Raw genomic sequence first — 17,262 nt, 5'->3', positions numbered from 1 at the left:
GCTGAGTACCGTGGTCCGGTGCCTGATGCGATTTTCGCCGATCCCCGCCTCGCGCCGATCTACGACACCTTCGATGGCGACCGGGTCGACTTGCCCGCGTACGTCCGCATCGCCGACGAGTTGGCTGCTCGCCGGGTGCTCGACGTCGGCTGCGGGACGGGCTGCCTGGCGGTCTTGCTGGCCGGAACCGGACGCACGGTCGTCGGCGTCGATCCGGCCGAGGCGTCGCTCGACATCGCGCGAGCGAAGGACCCGAGGGTCGATTGGCGGCTCGGGGACGCGACAACCCTGCCCGCGCTCGACGCGGATCTCGCGGTGATGACCGGGAACGTCGCGCAGGTCTTCCTGACCGACGACGACTGGGCCGCGACCCTCCGCGGGATCCGGACGGCCTTGAGGCCCGGCGGGCACCTGGTGTTCGAGACCCGCCGGCCGGACTACCGCGCCTGGGAAACCTGGGATGTGCCGCCGCACACCCGCGAGGTGCCGGGGATCGGCGCGGTGGAGCAGCGGGTCGACGTCACCGAAATCCGGCTGCCGCTCGTCTCGTTCCGCATGACTTACACGTTCCAGACCGACGGCAGCGTCCTCACCTCGGATTCGACCCTCCGGTTCCGCAGCCAGGACGAGGTGGAGGCAAGCCTGCGAGAGCAGGGTTACCGAGTCACCGACCTCCGGCAGGCACCCGACCGGCCGGACCGCGAGTTCGTCTTCCTCGCGCAAGCCGAGTGAGCCGGCCCGCCCCGGTCAAGGGCGGGCCGGAAACTCAGCGCAGAGCGTCCAGCGCGAACGCGGTGTACATGGCTACCCCGGCTGCCATCGCCGGTTCGTGGAACCTCACCCGGTTCGAGTGGTTGTCCTCCGTGGTCGCCGGATCCGCTCCCGGCTCCCGGGCCCCGATGAACGCGAACGTCCCCGGAACCCGTTGCAGCACATACGAGAAGTCCTCCGCGCCCATGATCGGCGTGGTGAGCTCCTCGGCGTTCTCCGCGCCCAGCACCTCGGCGCCCAGCGCCAACACCTCAGCCGCCACCTGCGGGTCGTTGACCGTCGTCGGGTAACCCGGGTCCACTCCGGCCGACACGCGACATCCGTGGGCCGCTCCGACCGCCTCGCACACCTTCGGCAGTTCCTCGCGGACGAAGGACCGCGTCGTCTCCGACAGGGTGCGAATGGTCCCCTCGAGCACCGCCGTCTCGGGGATGATGTTCGTCGTCGTCCCGGCCACGATGCGGGTCACCGAGACCACTGCCGGGTCGAAGACGCTGATGCGACGCGTGACCATCGTCTGCAGCGCGCCGACCATCGCGGCCGCCGCCGGGACTGGGTCGATGGCGTCGTGCGGAGCCGAACCATGGCCGCCGCGGCCGGTGACCTCGACGCTGAACGTGTCGGCTGAGGCCATCATCGGTCCGCCGCGCACCTGCAGGACTCCGCTCGGGCTGTTGGCGATCGTGTGCAGGCCGAAGGCTCGCGTGACGCGCGTGCCCGCCGCGTCCAGCACGCCCTCGTGGATCATGTGCCGCGCGCCGTGGAGGCCTTCCTCGCCCGGCTGGAACATGAACACCACCGAGCCCGCGAGGTCGTCGACGCGCTCCGACAGCAGCCGCGCCGCTGAAGCGAGCATCGCGACGTGCGTGTCGTGTCCGCAGGCGTGCATCGAACCGTCGATCTCGGACGAGAACTCCAGGCCGGTGTCCTCGGTCAGCGGCAACGCGTCCATGTCGGCCCGCAGCAGGATGGCCGGTCCGGGACGGGCTCCGCGCAGCACGCCGGTGAGCGACGTCGTGGAGCGGCCGTCGGTGAGTTCGATCGGCAGGTCGGCCAGTGCGGCGCGGATCGCCGCCTGGGTGCGCGGCAGCTGCAAGCCCTGTTCGGGGTGCCGATGCACAGCGCGGCGGAGCTCGACAGTGCGGTCTTGCAGCTGCCGAGCGGCGTCGAGCAGCCCGGCGTGCCGATTGCCGGGCAGAGTGGGGAGGTCGGTGGGTCCGGTCATGGCTCGATAGTGGCACCTCGCACGCTTCGGGCGCACCGTGCGTGCGTTCGTCAGCGAGGCGGAATACGGTGTGCGCATGGCGGTGCAAGAGCCGGTCACGGGCTTCGCGATAGCTGTGGTCCGTGAAGACGGTCGGTGGCGGTGCAGTGCGCTCGATTCTTCGGCGCTCACAGAATTGGACGCGGCGATCACCGAGCTGGGGAAGCTCCGGTCGACCGGGGCGGCGTTCGGCCTGCTGGCCGTCGACGACGAGTTCTTCGTGATCGTCCGGCCCAGCCCGAGGGGACCGTCGCTGCTGCTGTCGGACGCCGCGGCGGCGCTCGACTACGACATCGCGGCGGACGTCCTCGACGTGCTGCGCGTCGATCCGCCCGACGAGGACGACGACGCCGTGTGGCCCGAGGGCGACCTCGACATCCTGGCCGACCTCGGCCTTCCCGGCGGCGAGCTGGAGGTGATCGTCGGCGAGGTCGACCTCTACCCCGACGAGCAGCTCCAGATGATCGCCCAGCGGTGCGGGTTCGAGGCCGAGTTCTCGAAACTGCTGGACCAGCTCTGAGACGGCCGGACGACATCGAGGCCGTGCGGGCCGCGCTGGACGCGGCCCGCGCTCCTGGTGCGGACATGCCCATCGGCGCGGTCGTCTTCGATCCGGACGGACGTCCGCTGGCCGCCGCCCGCAACGCGCGCGTCGAGCTGGCTGACCCCACCGCGCACGCGGAGGTCCTCGCCCTGCGCGCGGCGGCCCGCAAATTCGGCGACGGCTGGCGGCTCGAAGGCTGCACGCTCGCGGTCACGCTGGAGCCCTGCACGATGTGCGCCGGCGCGCTCGTGCTCGCCCGCGTCGCCCGGCTGGTGTTCGGAGCCTGGGAGCCCAAGACCGGTGCGGTGTCGTCCCTGTGGGACGTCGTGCGCGACCGCCGCCTCAACCACCGGCCGGAAGTCCTCGGCGGAGTGCTCGAAAACGACTGCGCCGCCCTGCTCGAGGCGTACTTCGCGGACCGGCGGCCGGGGGCCGAGTAACCCCCGCCGCACCCGCTGTCGGGGGTCCGGTATTGTTCTCGGCGGTGGCGTGTCCGAGCGGCCGAAGGAGCACGACTCGAAATCGTGTGACGGTTAATCCCGTCCGTGGGTTCAAATCCCACCGCCACCGCTCGCGATAGTGAGAACGCCCGGCACCCACAGGGGGTCGCCGGGCGTTCTCGCGTTGGCACTCAGTTGCGCTTGAGCGAGGACCTCAAACCGGGTCCCGATCTTTCCCCGCCCGACCCGAGTCCTGCGCGGCGGGTTGCCCACGCGACAGGATTGTCAACTGTGTCGCATACAGAAGGACACCGTCAGCATCCCTGGTGGGGCCGATAGCTAGCGAGACTCCTGCTCGGCCCCTTCCGAGCATTAACCTCTACTCGGGGACGGCTTCTGTTTTGTCTCGCTCGGCGAGAAGTGCCCACGAAACCCGTTGGGCGCTGCTTGCTCGGCCGTCTGTGAACTTAATGCCCTGTTTCTCGAGCAGCAGCTGACAGTGCTCAGGACCGCGGCCTTCACTGTCGTGCCAGCGCGGATTCACGCTGCCATCATCCATCAGTAATCGCTCAGGGTGCGGAAACTCGGGGTCGGTTGCGGCGGCACGGCCGACACCTCGTGCCGCAGCGGTGTCGCCACGGACGGCGATCGAGATATCTCCGTAGCTTGCCCACTCGCCCTTTCGAATCCGCGAAGAGACCCGCTTGAAAACTGCCGATGTTGTTCGGTAGCGGGCGGCGATACGCCAACGCTGGGGCGTTGCCCTGGGAACCATCTCGACCAGGCCAGCTCTCTCGAGGGCCTGGAGTGTTGAGTGCGTATTTGGTACTTCGTACTCAATCGTTGCGGCGATATCAGCGGTCTTCATCCCAGCATCGTCGGTTGTTGGGAGAAGCTCGAGGATCTGTTGCTGGCGCTGGCCGCGCCCGCGCGGCAGTTCGATGTCCTCGGCAGGCGCGGGTGTCGCTGACGCAGTCTCCAGCTCGCTCGCGAACGTCAAGCACGCGTCACTCACGGTGCGGAGAAAATTGGTGAGGGCGGGAATGTTCTCCATGGTCAGTCCCTGTCATATTGAGGTCACCTTGTCGCACAGTAAGGTAGTGCACTTGTGTAAATAGGTCAACTGGTTATGACATATCGGCATAACCCCGACCGGGCACTCCGGCCGGGGTTCGTTCGTTTGACCTTCCGGGTAGCTGGTCCCCGTACCCGAGGTGGCGCGTTGTACATCTATGCCCGGCGTCGTTCGCTCTCGTTCAGCGGCAAACAGGTGACGATCAAGGCCGCGATCAAAGACGGCCTGTTCGGTGCGGACAAGACGCACAGTTTCAGGGTCAGCAGGATCAGCGGGGTCAGCAACACCGAACCCCGCGCGTTCAGCCCGGGGTGTCTCAAGTTCAAGGTGACCGGGGCGTCGACGGCGGTGATCGAGAACCCGGCCTCCGGTGGCGACAAGGCCGACCTGTGCACCTTTTACTACAGTTCGTCCGACAGAAAGAAGGTGCGCCGGCTGGTCGAGGAGATCAAAGCCCTGATGCCGAAGTAGCTTCGTCCGTACGCTGGGCTCATGAGCGAAGAGCTTCCGCCGGTCGGCAAGACCGCGGTTGGGGTGGCTGGGCTTCGGGCGTTGGAGAGCGGGCGGCCGGACCGGCTGTTCGAGGATCCGTACGCGGGCGCGTTCTTCCATGCCGGGCGCGCGATCTTCGAAGGCAAGGAGCGGGATTCCCGGCTCGGGATGGTGTTCGCGCAGCAGGTCGCGATCCGCACCCGGTTCTTCGACGACTTCGTTTCCGGCGGGACGCAGACGGTGCTGCTCGCGGCCGGTCTCGACGCTCGTGCGTTCCGGCTTGGCTGGCCGGACGGCGCGCGGGTGTTCGAGGTCGATCTGCCGGACGTGCTCGCGTTCAAGGAAGCCGTGTTGGCCGAGCAAGGTGCGCGGCCAAGGTGCGAGCGCACGGCTGTCCCGGTGGATTTGCGGGACAACTGGGCCGCTGCCTTGGAAAACGCGGGATTCGACCCGGAACAGCCGACGGTTTGGCTCGCCGAGGGGCTACTCATCTACCTCAGCCGGGACGAGGCGGAGCGGCTGCTCACGACCGTCACCGACTTATCCGCGCCAGGTAGCCGGATTTCCTTCGAGCATCGGCCGGACGGTGAGCGGGACGGGCTGCTGGATCAGGCTCGCAACGTCGGCGGCGAGGTCACGTCGCTCTGGCTCGGCGGGCTGGCCGGCGACGCTCCGGAGTGGCTCGCCGAGCACGGCTGGCGGCCGGAAACCGTTACTGTCGCGGAACTTGCCGTCCAGTACGGACGCGAGCCGTTGGACATCACGCGCGGCGGATTCGTGACCGCGACTCGCTAGTTTTCTTCCTGCAGCACCGGTGTTCCGAAGGCGTCGAGGAAAGTCGTTGCCTCTCCTATGGTCGCGACGCCGCGAGCGACCGCTTCGGCGATAGTTCCGCACGCCTCTCGGACCGCCGGTTCCGCGGACCGGTCTCCGGCCAGCAGCGCGGCGGCCGCCGGGGAAACGCCTTCCGCGATCAGCATGACTCGCGCCGCGGTCTGATCTGCCAGCCGGTCAAGGAGATCCGCCAGATCCAAGCCGACCGACGCGGTGCGGGCGGCGGCTTCGGCGGCCTGCCGGTAATGCGCGTCCAGTTCGTCGGCGCTGCCCCGGAATTGCGCGGCCGGTTCGCCGCCCCATTTGCGTTCCGCGCTGTGCGCTCCGCGTTCGAACTCCAGACGGGCCATGACCAAAACGTCGCGGCCGCCCGACAGGGTGCGCGCCGATTCGCGGATCGTCTGCGGGGAACAGTCGATCTGCCTGAGCGCGGTGATCGGGTCCGGTGCGCCGATCACGGCGGCCGCGGCGCCCAATGAAGCAAGCCCGGCGGCCGCGTTGTCCAGCGCCGGGTGGAGGAACGGCATCAACTCAGCAGCGCCGTCGCGATCGTCGGGCGGTGGTGGTGGCCGCGGGCGGCCATCCGCAGCTGGCCGGCGAGGTCGGACGTCGCGTCGCCCAGGATGCGCGCGTCGACGTCCCGCGCGGCGAGCGCGGCCTCCCACCGGGCGGCGATTTCCCGTGCGGGCGCGGAAATCCCCCACGGCGTCGATTCGAGGCGGGCTTCGGAGAACCGGCCCGCCGCGCGGTCCGCGTCGGCAGCCGCTCGATCGAGCGCGTCCGCGGCGGCGTTGAGCCGCTCGCTCGTCGAACCTGCCATCGGGACCTCCGCTTCCGGGAGAGCGCGAACCGCGGCCCGCCACCCTCTGGAGAGATCTAACCCCATCGAGGCGGCCCGGGTCACTCGGCCGGGCGTGCGACGATTCCACATCGTGGGGATCCTTGACCGGGCGTTCTCCGGACCGCCAGAATTGGAGTCATGCCAGAGAACCGGGAAGTGCCGCTAGCCGGCCGTGCCCCGGCACGGACGGACGGCGAGGGCGTGGCCGCCCTCCTCAAGCGTCGCGGTCGTCTCGGCTCTCCTCCCGCGTAGGCGATTTTCCGCTGCTACAGCCGAATTCACCTATTCTTCCGGGAGTACCGCCATGTCTGTAGACCTGCCTGCCCGCCTGCGCTCGTCCGCCACGCCGGACGACGGAATCCTCGAAGGCCCGCGCGTGCTGCGCCGCCTTTCCGGTGCCGAAGCTCCGTACGAACTTTTCACCCTGCGCCCGCTCGGACGAGTGATCGGCGCTGAAATATCCGGAGTGGACCTCGGCGCGCCGGTGCCGCCGCCGCTGCGTGCGGAGCTGAACCGCGCGCTGCTGGAGTGGAAGGTGCTGTTCTTCCGCGACCAGCACATCACGTCGCAGCAGCAGCGCGCGTTCGCCGCGAACTGGGGTGAGCTGGAAACCAACCCGTTCATCCCGCGGGGAGATTCCGACGAGGTCGTGCGGTTCACCCGCACCGCCGGGATGCCCGGGTACGAGAACATCTGGCACACCGACGTCACCTGGCGGCCTAATCCGGCGCTCGGCTCGGTGCTGCGCCTGGTCGAGGTCCCGCCGATCGGCGGCGACACGATGTGGGCCGACATGGCCGCCGCCTACGACAACCTGCCCGCCGACGTCCGCGAGCGGATCGACGGCCTGACCGCGGTGCACGACTTCATCCCCGGTTTCGACCGGTTCACCGACCCGGATCTGCTGGCCCAGTGGCAGGACGCGTACCCGCCGGTCGAGCACCCGGTGGTGCGCACCCATCCGGAGACCGGACGGCGGACGTTGTTCGTGAACCAGGCGTTCACCACGCACATCGTCGGCCTCGACCGCGCCGAAAGCGACCGGCTGCTGCGGTATTTGTTCCTGCAGGCGCACACGCCGGAGTTCCAGGTGCGGTTCCGCTGGGAGCCGGATTCGGTGGCGTTCTGGGACAACCGCGCGACTCAGCACTACGCGGTCAACGACTACCACCCGCACGTCCGGATCGCGGAGCGCGTCGCGATCGTCGGGGATCGGCCGTACTGATCAGCGGGTGACTCCGGTGAGGACGGTGTCGACAAGTCGTTCGAGGTAGGCGTCGTCGGCGGATTTCGCTCGGATCAGCGTGTGGAACCACAGGTTTCCGCCCAGCAGATCCATGACCATCTCTGCATCCGCGGCGTCGGCTAGTTCGCCTCGGTCGCGGGCGCGGTCGAAGACGGCCTGCTCGCGGCCGAGGCGGTCGGCGAAGAAGCGTCCGGCTGCCTCGGCGGTGGCGGGACGGTCGGGCAGCGCGGAGACGACGGCCGTGATGACGCGCCGGTTCGCGGGATCGGACAGCAGCCGGTGGATTTGCTTCGCGAGCTCGAAGAGATCGCCGCGCAGGGAGCCGGTGTCGGGGATGGCGAAGGTCAGTTCCGGAGCCTGGACCAGGGCATCGGCGAAGACCTCGTCTTTGGTCGCCCACGTGCGGTAGATCGTCGTTTTGTGCACTCCGGCCTGCGCCGCTACAGCCTCGATCGTCAGTGCGTCGTAACCGCGTTCGGCCAGCAGCGCGAGGGTCGCGGAGAAGATGGCGTCCGCCTTGCGCGGGCGGGAGGCAGTCCGGTTCATGGCCCGATCTTAGCCAGATTTGCAACGGTGCGTTGCATTTGGTCTCGGCGTCGTGGTAGACCCGAATGCAACGATCCGTTGCATTCGGAGGTGGGGGCATGAGCGACGTTCTGCCGGTGGTTTTCGTACACGGCATCCGGCTGTCCGGGGCGTGTTGGCAGCAGCAGAAACGCCTGGCACGCGGCCGAATCGCCGCGCCGGACCTGCCTGGACACGGGACGCGGCGCGGGGAGCGGTTCACCCTCGACGGCGCAGTGGACGCGGTCGCCGAGGCCATTGACGAGGTCGGCGGCCGGGCGGTTTTGGTCGGGCATTCGCTCGGCGGCTACGTCTCGATCGCGACCGCGGCACGCCATCCGGATCGGGTCGCTTCCCTGGTGGGAGCCGGATGTTCGCTCGCGCCGAGTTCGGTGCTGCGCGGCGGTTTCCGGTTCGCCCGGCGTGGATTGGCGACGACTGCTGACGACGGTGCGTCCTTCAGCGCGTGGCTGCTCCGCCGGGTTCTTCCGGCCGAAGTCGCCGAGCCGGTCATTGCCGCGGGTATCGCGTCCGAGGTCATTCCCGACGTGATGGAAGCGGCCGCCGGGATGGACCCGCTAGCCGACCTGGCGCGGTACCCGGGGCGGGTACTTCTGCTAAACCGCCGCCACGACCACTTCCGACTCGGCGAACGCCGGTTTTTGGCTGCCTGCCGGGACGGGGCGCTGCAGATCGTGCCGGGGGCCGGTCATTACCTGCCGCTCACCCACGGAGAAACGTGTGCGCGCGTGGTGGACGGCGTCGCGTCGGCTCTCGTCAGCGGATAGTGCTCACGAGTGGCGAGGCGGGCCGCCTTCCTCCCCCTCCCGCGCTCCCCTGCGCGGTTAAGGCGGCGCCTCGCCACTCGCGAGGCTTCCCCGGGGCAAATCCGTGGAGCCGCGGTCGCGGGCGAAGCGGAAAGTCCCGCGCCCGCGGCTGTTTTCCCGGGTGGTGGCACCCGCGCACTCGACGACGGTCAACCCCCACGTGACCGTGTCGCCTCCCCCGCGAGGTGCTACCCGTGAGCCCGGGATGCGGCCCGAAAGTGGTCTGGGCCACAGTTTCCGCGCTCATCGGTAAGGTACTCCCGCCCGGTACCGGTAGACCCCGGGCTTGAGCTGCATTTAAGGCAGATGCGCCGTCCGGGTGACGGCGGGACCGGCGGTCTAGCTGCGAAGTCCTTCGACGGTCGCGAAGCCATCACTGACCGTCACGTTCGTCCCGCGCCGCGCGGACAGCTCCACAAACCGCCGCAGCGCGTCGTCGGCGTCCGCTCCCGTCAACGGTACGCATTCGTTGTCTTCGTCGCGGCGGATCGGCACTAATTCGACCCGCATCTGCTCGCCGACGACGCAGCCGGCGAGCAGTCCGTCGCGGTGCCGGTCGCGCATGGCGGGCCAGTCGAAGACGAGGTTGCCGAGGCTGTAGAGGATCGGGCAGCCGCGGTAGACCTCGACCGGTTGCACGGTGTGCGGACCGTGTCCGACGACCAGGTCGGCGCCGGCGTCGATGATCGCGTGCGCGTAGGTCACCTGGTACTCGGTCAGTTCTTCGCCGGGGATGCCCCAATGCATCGACACCACGACGTGGTCGGCCTCGGCGCGGGCCCGGCGGATGTCAGCGAGCAGCAGCTCCAGGTCGCGGCGGACCGGCGTGGTGTGCACGATCGGCGGGCGGCCGGGGACGTCCAGGACGCGCGGATCCGGTTGGTACGACGTGTAAGCGCTCGCCACGGCGACGCCAGGGGAGTCTTCCGTCGCTTCTTGCCCGACCGGCCAGCACAGCGAGGTGTAGGCGAGGAAGGCGATCCGGCCGCCTGGGCGTTCGAGGATCGCCGGCGCGTGCGCTTCGGCCAGGTTCGCTCCCGCGCCGCAATGCGCGATTCCGGCGCGGTCCAGCACGGCGAGGCTCGCCATCGCCGCGGCTGGCGGGTAAGTGACGTTGTTGGCCACCGACACCACGTCGATCTCGGCGCCGGTCAGCGCGGCGACCATCTCCGGCGGCGAGTGCCGCCAGTTCGGCTTGTGCGGGATGTCCATGCCGGTTGAGCCGGACAGCGGTCCTTCGAGATTCACGAACCGCACATCGGCACCGGTGAGCAGCGAGGTCAACGGGTGGAACGCCGTTTCCGGGTTCGCGCGGCCCTGCAGGTTGACGTCTCCGCCGAGTACGAGCGTGATCATTGCGTCAACCCGTCCAAAGGAGGAAATCCCTCCAGCTCGTTACGAATCGTTGCCCTTTCGTCTTCCTCTGCTTCGCTTGTTCGGGGGACGATGCCTCGACCGTTGACATGCAGAGGGGACTCAGGGTGACCATATCCCGTCGTCCCGCCGGGGGCCGCAGCGCCGGTGGGGCAAGACTGACCAGAGGCGCGGTTGCCGTCTCCGCAGCTGCTCTCGTGCTTGGCGGACTGGCCGCGCCCGCTTCGGCGGCACCGAGCGCGGACGCCCTGATCGCCGAGGTCTACGGCGGTGGCGGCAATTCCGGAGCCACGCTCACCAACGACTTCATCGAACTGGCCAACCACGGCGGCGCGCCCGTCGCGCTCGACGGCTACAGCGTCCAGTATCTGCCTGGTTCGGCGAGCGCGTCGAGCAAGTGGCAGGTCACGCCGCTCGCCGGGTCCGTCGCGCCGAAGGGCCGCTACCTCGTCGCGGAGGGGAAGGGCAACGGTGGCACGGTCGCGCTGCCGACGCCCGACGCGACCGGGGCCATCGCGATGTCCGCGACCGCCGGGACCGTCGCTCTCGTATCCGACAGCGCGCCGCTGACCTGCAAGACCGCTGCCGATTGCGCTGCCGACAGCCGGGTCAAGGACCTCGTCGGCTTCGGCGATGCCGTTGTCCGCGAAGGGGATCCGGCCGCCGCGCCGTCCAACACGACCTCGGTCGCGCGCGCGGCGACGCTCGCCGACACCGACAACAACAGCGCGGACTTCGCGGTCGGCGACCCGACGCCGACCAACACCAAGGGCGAGACCACCGGTACGCAGCCGGGCGAGCCAGGTGTTCCGGCGAAGATCCACGACATCCAGGGCACCACGCGGATTTCGCCGTTCAAGGACAAGCAGGTCGAGGACGTCACCGGCATCGTCACCGCGGTTCGCAGCTTCGGCTCGGCGCGCGGGTTCTGGATCACCGACCCGCATCCGGACAGCGACCCGCGCACCAGCGAGGGCCTGTTCGTGTTCACCGGATCGACCACCCCGGACGTGGCGGTCGGCGACGCGATCACCGCGCAGGGCAAGGTCAAGGAGTACTACCCGGACGCGCCCGCGACGTCGAACTACCAGTCGCTGACCGAGCTGACCAGTGCACAGTGGACGGTCGACTCGTCGGGCAACCCGCTGCCCGCCCCGACCGTGCTGACGCCGGATCAGGTGCCGGATGTGCTGGCCCCCAACGCGGGCGGCAACATCGAATCGCTGCCGCTCGAGCCGTCGAAGTACGCGCTGGACTTCTGGGAATCGCACGAAAGCGAGATCGTCCAGGTTTCCGACGCGCGGGTGGTCGGCCCGAGCAACAAGTACGGCGAGCTGTACGTGACCACGAAGCCGCAGCAGAATCCGACGCCGCGCGGTGGCACGGTGTACCTCGGCTACGACAAGATCAACACTGGGGTACTGAAGGTCCAGTCGATCATTCCGTCCTCGCAGCAAGCGGCTCCGAAGGTCAACACCGGTGACGTGCTCACTGGCGTCACGTCCGGTCCGGTGGAGTACAGCAACTTCGGCGGGTACACGCTGTTCGCGTCGAAACTGGGTGCGGCCAAGGACAACAAGCTGCAGCGGGAGACCACGCGCAAGCAGCGTCCGGGCGAGCTTTCGGTGGCGACGTACAACGTCGAGAACCTCGCACCGTCCGATTCGGACACCAAGTACGCGCAGCTCGCGCACGGCATCGTCGACAACCTCGCGACGCCGGACATCGTTACCCTGGAGGAAATCCAGGACAACAGCGGCGCGACCGACGACGGCACGGTTGATGCGGACGAGACGCTGAAGAAGTTCACCGACGCGATCGTCGCCGCCGGCGGCCCGCAGTACCAATGGCGGCAGATCAACCCGGTGAACGACGAGGACGGCGGACAGCCGGGTGGCAACATCCGCGTGGGCTTCCTGTTCAACCCGTCACGAGTGTCCTTTGTGGATCGCCCAGGTGGCAGCCCGACCTCTTCGGTGGGCGTGGTTTCCGACCGCGGCAAGGCACACCTGACGCAGTCGCCGGGCCGGGTCGACCCGGGCAACGAGGCGTGGGAGGACAGCCGCAAGCCGCTGGCAGGCGAGTTCGTGTTCCGCGGCCGGACGGTTTTCGTGCTGGCCAACCACTTCAACTCCAAGGGCGGCGACCAGCCGACGCATGGCCGCTACCAGCCGCCGACGCGCAGTTCCGAGGTGCAGCGGCAAAAGCAGGCGACGGTTCTGCAAGGATTTGTGTCGCAACTGCTGGGCGCGGACCCGCGGGCGAACGTCGTGGTGGCCGGGGACCTGAACGACTACCAGTTCTCGCCTGCGCTGGCGAAGCTGACTTCGGGTGGGTTGTTGAAGGACTTGATCGCGACACTGCCTCCGGCTGAGCGGTACAGCTACGTTTTTGAGGGTCAGTCGCAGGTTCTGGACCACATCCTGGCTTCCGCTGCTCCGCGCGGTGTGGATTACGACGTGGTGCATATCAATGCCGAGTTCGCTGATCAGGCGAGTGACCATGACCCGCAGGTGGTGCGGTTCCGGCCTTCGGCGGGGAATCCGTTCGCGGATCTCGCCAACGACGTGCTCGACCAGCTTGACCGGTTTCTGCGCCGTACGGCGTAGCTAGTTGTTCGTGAGGGGAACCCTGAGGGAATCAGATTCCCTCAGGGTTCCCCTCACGGCTGTTGCTTCCTGGGGCGATCCATCTGTCCGCGATTGCCTGGATGGTGGATGACTTCAGCGATCTTGGGAAGATCTTGAGGCAGGGCCTTCGCCGCGAAGGTTCTCGCCGTCAGCCACTTAAAGAGCGGCCGGGCGATGCTTCCTAGCAGCGTTCCGGAGGCGGCAACAATTGCCGCGACTTCCGCCACTGTTGCCGTCACGACGTACGCCTCTCCCCGCGTAGATCACCCCGATTCATGACCGCGGGCGCGATGTCACCGGCTAGAACTGGGCGATGTCACGCGTGAACCGTGACTTCGTGGGCCGGATACTCTCTGGGGTTGGCGTGGCTCCCACGCCGTTCGGGCAGGTTGAGGCGTCTCCGGTCCTGGCATGGACGATAGAGTTGGCCGACTGAGTTTCAGTCGTTCAGTTCACTTTCTGACGCGTTTCGCCAGCCGAGTGCGCTAGCTGTCTGGGACAGGGCTTTCACGGCTTAACGTTTCGCCCGCCAGCCGAGCCCCAGCACCGCCTGGACCAGTTCCTGATAACTCGGCTTGACCTCTTCCAAATACCGATCCAAATACTGCGGCCGAGCCGTAGTAACCGGCTGCGGATCATCCAAAGCCTCAACGAAATTCAGCCGCGAAACATTGTGCAGCGCCATCTTCCACCACCGGCTGGCGCGCTCGCGGGTCTTCTCTTCCCGATCCTGCGCGGCGACCACTGCGGCTTGGGCGTCTGACAGTTGGCGTTCGATCTCGTCCGCCCGCGCCAGTTCCCACGCGCGCAGGCTGTCCGCCGAACCCCGGGCCAGGCCGACGATTTCCTTGTACCGCATGGCAGGACTGGTGGTTCCCTCGGTCACGGCGTACCTCCCGCGGTCGGCTCGGTTTCCGGGCGCTGGAACGGAATGATGACTTCCGGCGCCCCGTGCGTGGTGCGGTCGAAGAACAATGCCCGGCCGGGCCGCGGCGACCAATGCACGACCTGGCCGGCGGCGAACGGCGACAGATCGTTGCCCTGGACGTCCAAGGCGGCCCAGGTTCCGATGTCGTCCGTGCCGCCGAAGCCGAGCGTGTCCTTGAGTCGCGCGATGCTGCGCCACCAGCCGATGGTGTGCACGCCGTGCGCGGGGCCGTTTTTCAGCAGCAGACGCAGGTGGTCGAGGCCGCTCTTCAACTGTCCGACGGCTTTGGCTTCCAGCGAAGGCAAAGCAGCGTCCACTCCGTACAGCAGCAGGATGCGTGGCGTCGTCGTGGAGAGTGACTCGACGATTGATCCCAGCTCGGTGGAGAGGTCTTCAGTGAGTGTCGCGAGGTGACCTTCGGCTTCTAGGCGGCTCTTCAAGTCCAAAACCGCGGGGGAACTGGCCACAATGGGGCAATGGAGCAGGAATTCGACCTGTCCGAGCTCAAGCTGCCGGGAAAGCGATCGCGCGGCTGAGTCCATAATGGACAAAGCCTCCGCGGTCGCGCCGCCGAGTACCGCGATGTTTCGGCCGGGTACCCGAGGCAGCTCGACGCCGCAGGCAGCCTCGGTGACGTCGATCGACTGACCCAGGATCGCCCGCGGCTGCGGACTCGGCTTGAGCTCCATGAACGCCGGGAACTGTTCCAGCACCGGCGAATGCGCACCGTCGAACAGGCGGGGCCGGGAGAATCGGCCAGCGTAGAGTTCCCACAGTTTTTGCTGCAGGTTCACGAAAACGTTGCGAGTGCTCGCATCCGGCACATGCGCGAGCTGGTTCCCGTGTGCGACACCGGAATCGTGGTTGATCACCGCGTGCCACTTAGGTGCGGAAACAGCCGCGTTGTTCGTCTCTGCGAGCACCCGGCGCGCCTTCGGCATGGCGATGCGCAGCGTGCACTGCTCGAACACCGCGGGCTTGCCCCAGAAAGCTTCGATACCGGCGACATCCTGGCTGGCCAGCACCAGATGGATGCCTTGCGAACGCCCACGGCGGGCGATGTCTTCGAGCAGCTGCGTGGCTTGCGCGGTGACCTGGTCACGTCCGGCGAAGAGGTACTGGAATTCGTCGATCACCGCGACGATCCGCGGCCAGTGCCCGCCCGGATCCTGTTCGCGCAGGTCAGCCAGGTTGGTGACCTCGTGCTCCTTCGCCGCGGCGGAGCGGCGACGCAGTTCGTCGGCGAGGAAACGCAGCAGCGCCAACCCGAATTCACGGTCGGTGTTGACGTTGACGCCGACCAGCTTCGCGTGCGGCAGCCAACTGGAGTCCTTGCGACCCGGCGCGAGACCGGCGAACGAGACGCCTTCCTTGAAGTCCAGCAGGTACAACGCCAGCTCGTCCGGCGTGTAGCGCGCGGCGAGACTTCCCAGCAGCGCGTACAGGAAGTTCGTCTTCCCCGAACCGCTCGGGCCGCCGATGAGGGCGTGCGGGCTCGCGTCGCCGATCACGACTTCGACGGCTTCGCCCTCGTGGAACCCGATCGGCGCGCGAAGTTCCCGCGCGGAACTTTCCTTGCCGATCTCGGCCGGCATCAGGTCGGCGAACGACCTGGGGCCGCCTTGGCGGGAAATCAGCGCTTCGGCGATGCGGTTCGCCGCGCGGATGACCTGCCCGGACGGCATCGGCGGATCCAGGTCCACGACCAGGTCGCTGCCGGTCATGCTGCTGACCGCGCGGCGTTCGTCCAGCAGGCTGAGCGTTTCGATCGACGCGCTCACCGCGGTGGGCACGTCCACCAGGATCAGGCAGATCCCGGCCGCGAGCGCGCCGCTGGCCACGCGCTTGAGATCGCGCGCGCGTTCCGCGTCGAGGGTTTCGCCGTTGCCGTACAGCACCGCGATCCGGTACGGCTCCAAGCGCTGGTTGGTCGCTTTTCGCAGTTCCCGCAACGAGGTGTGGCCCGCCTGCATGCCGGTGGCGTGGATCCGGCGGATGTGCCCGGCGAGTTCGTCGAGCAGATCCTCCAGCCGGGTCGGGTCGTACAGCGACAGCGCGCTCGTGCGGCTGAGCGGGTACAGGTCCGGCAGGATCGCGGTGAGCTGGCCGACGTCCCACAGGTGGATTTTCACCGCGCCGGGCTCGAACGCCGACAGCACGCGCATCAGCAGGCCCTGCACGATTCCGTCAACCACCGGCCGGGTTTTCGGCGCGGAGGTGATGGCCAGGTGCGATTCGTCCAGCAGCGGCACGGCGACGTCGAACGTGCGCGAGATGTCGCGTCCGGCCGCGGTGGCCGAACCGACCCGCCACAGCCCGGGCGCGGTGACGCCGGAGTTCGTGCCGACGCGGCCGAGCCATTCGCTCGGCGGCCGCCCGGCCGGGCCCGGCGCGTGCGCGGCGACGAGGTCGCGCAGCTCGCCGGGACCGGCGCTCCAGTCGGTGTAGAAGGCGGTGCGGGTGCCGCCGAGCGCGGCGAACACCTCGTGCGCCGCCGGATGCCGCGCCCATTCCGTCTGCTGGGCCGGGTCGGCGTGATCCATGCCGACCCGGACGATCTCCTGTTCCAGCGTCAGCCGCGCCACCTCGGCCTCGGCCATTTCGCGCGCGCCGACCGCGGCCCCGAGCACGAGCCCGATCTGGTGCCGGACCCGGTCGAGAGCGGTTTGCACACGGTTGCGTTGCTCGGCTGACTTGCTGGCCATCTCATCCCTACAGGCGTGACTGGTATCCGCCTACCAAATCGTCGGCGGCGGCTAAACGGGTGAGGAGGTGTTCAAGCGCCTCGTCGGCCTGCGCGAACTGGCCCGGCAGCCACGGATCTGCCTTGGCCTGCGCGTCGACGAGTGCGCGCCGGGCGTCGCCGAGCAGAGTCCTCGCCCGCTCGGCATGCGCCCGTCCGTCGCCGACCCCCGCTCGCGCGGAGGTGAGCAACTGGTGGATTTCGGCGAGCCCCGACATCGGCGTTAAAGCCGCGCCGAGTAGGAATCGGCCGACGAGATGCCGGCCTGGATGGTGCTCTGCATGCCGGTGATCCCTTGCAGCGCTTCGGCGAGAAGGCCGTGCGCCTGGTTCACCTCGTGCTGGCTGCTGCCCTGGGTGGCTTGGGACAGCGACAGCTGTGCTTCTTCGAGTGCTTGCGCTGCCTGCTGCAGCGCGGCGATGCTCGCGGACGCCTTCTCGTTCGCGAGCGCGATACCAGCGCGGATCTCTTCCACTCCGGCCATGGGGGCGGGCTCCTCGGTGCGTCATGGGCTGAAACGACCACATACAAACTTAGCGTGATCAGGTGTCTTCGGTAAGTAAGTGGGAACGGGAGAATCGACAAAGCCCCGGACGCGGTCGGGCATCCGGGGCCAGTCGGGCGTCGGCTTCTCGGGTGCGCACGCGGGGCCCGAAACCCGCGTTTCAGCCTTCTGACCTGCGGGTTCT

19 protein-coding genes and 1 tRNA gene are annotated in these 17,262 nt (G+C 68.2%); 9 read left to right on the top strand and 11 right to left on the bottom strand.

Annotated features, from left to right (window positions below; translation table 11 throughout):
* Window positions 1–18: 18 nt before the first annotated feature.
* On the top strand, window positions 19–732 hold the full coding sequence (locus tag ABD156_RS03285; RefSeq protein ID WP_344266083.1) for a class I SAM-dependent methyltransferase: 714 nt from the start codon (window positions 19–21) through the stop codon (window positions 730–732).
* Between the two features lie 34 nt (window positions 733–766).
* Here ABD156_RS03285 and ABD156_RS03280 read toward each other — a convergent pair whose 3' ends face one another.
* Window positions 767–1,996 (bottom strand): M20 metallopeptidase family protein, encoded by a 1,230-nt coding sequence (locus tag ABD156_RS03280; protein ID WP_344266080.1) that lies wholly within the window; start codon window positions 1,994–1,996, stop codon window positions 767–769.
* Between the two features lie 76 nt (window positions 1,997–2,072).
* On the opposite strand from ABD156_RS03280, the gene ABD156_RS03275 reads away from it, so the two are divergent.
* The 3 genes from ABD156_RS03275 to ABD156_RS03265 all read left to right on the top strand — a co-directional run bounded on the left by ABD156_RS03275 (window position 2,073) and on the right by ABD156_RS03265 (window position 3,149).
* On the top strand, window positions 2,073–2,555 hold the full coding sequence (locus ABD156_RS03275) for a tRNA adenosine deaminase-associated protein (RefSeq protein ID WP_344266077.1): 483 nt from the start codon (window positions 2,073–2,075) through the stop codon (window positions 2,553–2,555).
* 23 nt (window positions 2,556–2,578) lie between these two features.
* On the top strand, window positions 2,579–3,019 hold the full coding sequence (locus ABD156_RS03270; RefSeq protein WP_344266074.1) for a nucleoside deaminase: 441 nt from the start codon (window positions 2,579–2,581) through the stop codon (window positions 3,017–3,019).
* 43 nt (window positions 3,020–3,062) lie between these two features.
* Window positions 3,063–3,149 (top strand) — tRNA-Ser (locus ABD156_RS03265).
* A gap of 249 nt (window positions 3,150–3,398) precedes the next feature.
* On the opposite strand, the gene ABD156_RS03260 is transcribed toward ABD156_RS03265, so the two are convergent.
* Window positions 3,399–4,073 (bottom strand): hypothetical protein, encoded by a 675-nt coding sequence (locus ABD156_RS03260; RefSeq protein WP_344266071.1) that lies wholly within the window; start codon window positions 4,071–4,073, stop codon window positions 3,399–3,401.
* A gap of 216 nt (window positions 4,074–4,289) precedes the next feature.
* Between ABD156_RS03260 and ABD156_RS03255 the strand changes: the two genes are divergently transcribed.
* Both ABD156_RS03255 and ABD156_RS03250 read left to right on the top strand, forming a co-directional pair.
* Window positions 4,290–4,565, top strand: coding sequence for a hypothetical protein (locus tag ABD156_RS03255; protein WP_344266068.1), 276 nt, complete (start codon window positions 4,290–4,292; stop codon window positions 4,563–4,565).
* Window positions 4,566–4,586: 21 nt separating this feature from the next.
* Complete coding sequence (locus ABD156_RS03250; protein WP_344266066.1) at window positions 4,587–5,381, top strand: SAM-dependent methyltransferase; 795 nt, start codon at window positions 4,587–4,589, stop codon at window positions 5,379–5,381.
* Here ABD156_RS03250 and ABD156_RS03245 read toward each other — a convergent pair.
* Window positions 5,378–5,947: a hypothetical protein gene (locus ABD156_RS03245; protein ID WP_344266063.1), complete on the bottom strand. Its 570-nt coding sequence runs from the start codon at window positions 5,945–5,947 to the stop codon at window positions 5,378–5,380. The genes ABD156_RS03250 and ABD156_RS03245 overlap by 4 nt on opposite strands.
* Complete coding sequence (locus ABD156_RS03240) at window positions 5,947–6,240, bottom strand: hypothetical protein (RefSeq protein WP_208720114.1); 294 nt, start codon at window positions 6,238–6,240, stop codon at window positions 5,947–5,949. Before ABD156_RS03240 ends, ABD156_RS03245 begins: the two co-directional genes overlap by 1 nt.
* 325 nt (window positions 6,241–6,565) lie before the next feature.
* On the opposite strand from ABD156_RS03240, the gene ABD156_RS03235 reads away from it, so the two are divergent.
* Complete coding sequence (locus tag ABD156_RS03235; RefSeq protein WP_344266057.1) at window positions 6,566–7,486, top strand: TauD/TfdA dioxygenase family protein; 921 nt, start codon at window positions 6,566–6,568, stop codon at window positions 7,484–7,486.
* On the opposite strand, the gene ABD156_RS03230 is transcribed toward ABD156_RS03235, so the two are convergent.
* On the bottom strand, window positions 7,487–8,053 hold the full coding sequence (locus tag ABD156_RS03230; RefSeq protein ID WP_344266054.1) for a TetR/AcrR family transcriptional regulator: 567 nt from the start codon (window positions 8,051–8,053) through the stop codon (window positions 7,487–7,489).
* Between the two features lie 98 nt (window positions 8,054–8,151).
* On the opposite strand from ABD156_RS03230, the gene ABD156_RS03225 reads away from it, so the two are divergent.
* A complete protein-coding gene (locus ABD156_RS03225; RefSeq protein WP_344266051.1) occupies window positions 8,152–8,859 on the top strand; it encodes an alpha/beta fold hydrolase in 708 nt (235 codons plus the stop codon).
* 378 nt (window positions 8,860–9,237) lie between these two features.
* Here ABD156_RS03225 and ABD156_RS03220 read toward each other — a convergent pair whose 3' ends face one another.
* Window positions 9,238–10,254: a CapA family protein gene (locus ABD156_RS03220; protein ID WP_344266048.1), complete on the bottom strand. Its 1,017-nt coding sequence runs from the start codon at window positions 10,252–10,254 to the stop codon at window positions 9,238–9,240.
* 215 nt (window positions 10,255–10,469) lie between these two features.
* Here ABD156_RS03220 and ABD156_RS03215 point away from each other — a divergent pair, with 215 nt between their 5' ends.
* Window positions 10,470–12,881: an endonuclease/exonuclease/phosphatase family protein gene (locus ABD156_RS03215; RefSeq protein WP_344266045.1), complete on the top strand. Its 2,412-nt coding sequence runs from the start codon at window positions 10,470–10,472 to the stop codon at window positions 12,879–12,881.
* 53 nt (window positions 12,882–12,934) lie between these two features.
* On the opposite strand, the gene ABD156_RS03210 is transcribed toward ABD156_RS03215, so the two are convergent.
* The 5 genes from ABD156_RS03210 to ABD156_RS03190 all read right to left on the bottom strand — a co-directional run bounded on the left by ABD156_RS03210 (window position 12,935) and on the right by ABD156_RS03190 (window position 17,057).
* Window positions 12,935–13,141 (bottom strand): hypothetical protein, encoded by a 207-nt coding sequence (locus ABD156_RS03210; RefSeq protein WP_344266042.1) that lies wholly within the window; start codon window positions 13,139–13,141, stop codon window positions 12,935–12,937.
* Between the two features lie 275 nt (window positions 13,142–13,416).
* Window positions 13,417–13,788, bottom strand: a complete 372-nt coding sequence (locus ABD156_RS03205; protein ID WP_344266039.1) for a hypothetical protein — start codon at window positions 13,786–13,788, stop codon at window positions 13,417–13,419.
* Complete coding sequence (locus tag ABD156_RS03200; RefSeq protein ID WP_344266036.1) at window positions 13,785–16,535, bottom strand: FtsK/SpoIIIE domain-containing protein; 2,751 nt, start codon at window positions 16,533–16,535, stop codon at window positions 13,785–13,787. Before ABD156_RS03200 ends, ABD156_RS03205 begins: the two co-directional genes overlap by 4 nt.
* 7 nt (window positions 16,536–16,542) lie before the next feature.
* A complete protein-coding gene (locus ABD156_RS03195; protein WP_344266033.1) occupies window positions 16,543–16,791 on the bottom strand; it encodes a hypothetical protein in 249 nt (82 codons plus the stop codon).
* Window positions 16,792–16,796: 5 nt separating this feature from the next.
* The gene (locus ABD156_RS03190; protein WP_009084635.1) at window positions 16,797–17,057 is read right to left on the bottom strand and encodes a hypothetical protein; all 261 of its coding nucleotides are present in this window, start codon (window positions 17,055–17,057) and stop codon (window positions 16,797–16,799) included.
* Window positions 17,058–17,262 lie beyond the last annotated feature (205 nt).

This window comes from Amycolatopsis albidoflavus (genome assembly GCF_039525725.1).
Classification (GTDB): Bacteria; Actinomycetota; Actinomycetes; order Mycobacteriales; family Pseudonocardiaceae; genus Amycolatopsis; species Amycolatopsis albidoflava.
Note: the sequence above shows the minus strand (reverse complement) of the source record. Positions and strands in the feature narration are given on the sequence as shown.

Coding starts and splice junctions, on each gene's coding strand:
- ABD156_RS03280 (WP_344266080.1), bottom strand. CDS start 1,996: ATGACCGGACCCACCGACCTCCCCACTCTGCCCGGCAATCGGCACGCC.
- ABD156_RS03275 (WP_344266077.1), top strand. CDS start 2,073: ATGGCGGTGCAAGAGCCGGTCACGGGCTTCGCGATAGCTGTGGTCCGT.
- ABD156_RS03260 (WP_344266071.1), bottom strand. CDS start 4,073: ATGGAGAACATTCCCGCCCTCACCAATTTTCTCCGCACCGTGAGTGAC.
- ABD156_RS03250 (WP_344266066.1), top strand. CDS start 4,587: ATGAGCGAAGAGCTTCCGCCGGTCGGCAAGACCGCGGTTGGGGTGGCT.
- ABD156_RS03245 (WP_344266063.1), bottom strand. CDS start 5,947: ATGCCGTTCCTCCACCCGGCGCTGGACAACGCGGCCGCCGGGCTTGCT.
- ABD156_RS03240 (WP_208720114.1), bottom strand. CDS start 6,240: ATGGCAGGTTCGACGAGCGAGCGGCTCAACGCCGCCGCGGACGCGCTC.
- ABD156_RS03235 (WP_344266057.1), top strand. CDS start 6,566: ATGTCTGTAGACCTGCCTGCCCGCCTGCGCTCGTCCGCCACGCCGGAC.
- ABD156_RS03230 (WP_344266054.1), bottom strand. CDS start 8,053: ATGAACCGGACTGCCTCCCGCCCGCGCAAGGCGGACGCCATCTTCTCC.
- ABD156_RS03225 (WP_344266051.1), top strand. CDS start 8,152: ATGAGCGACGTTCTGCCGGTGGTTTTCGTACACGGCATCCGGCTGTCC.
- ABD156_RS03220 (WP_344266048.1), bottom strand. CDS start 10,254: ATGATCACGCTCGTACTCGGCGGAGACGTCAACCTGCAGGGCCGCGCG.
- ABD156_RS03200 (WP_344266036.1), bottom strand. CDS start 16,535: ATGGCCAGCAAGTCAGCCGAGCAACGCAACCGTGTGCAAACCGCTCTC.
- ABD156_RS03195 (WP_344266033.1), bottom strand. CDS start 16,791: ATGTCGGGGCTCGCCGAAATCCACCAGTTGCTCACCTCCGCGCGAGCG.
- ABD156_RS03190 (WP_009084635.1), bottom strand. CDS start 17,057: ATGGCCGGAGTGGAAGAGATCCGCGCTGGTATCGCGCTCGCGAACGAG.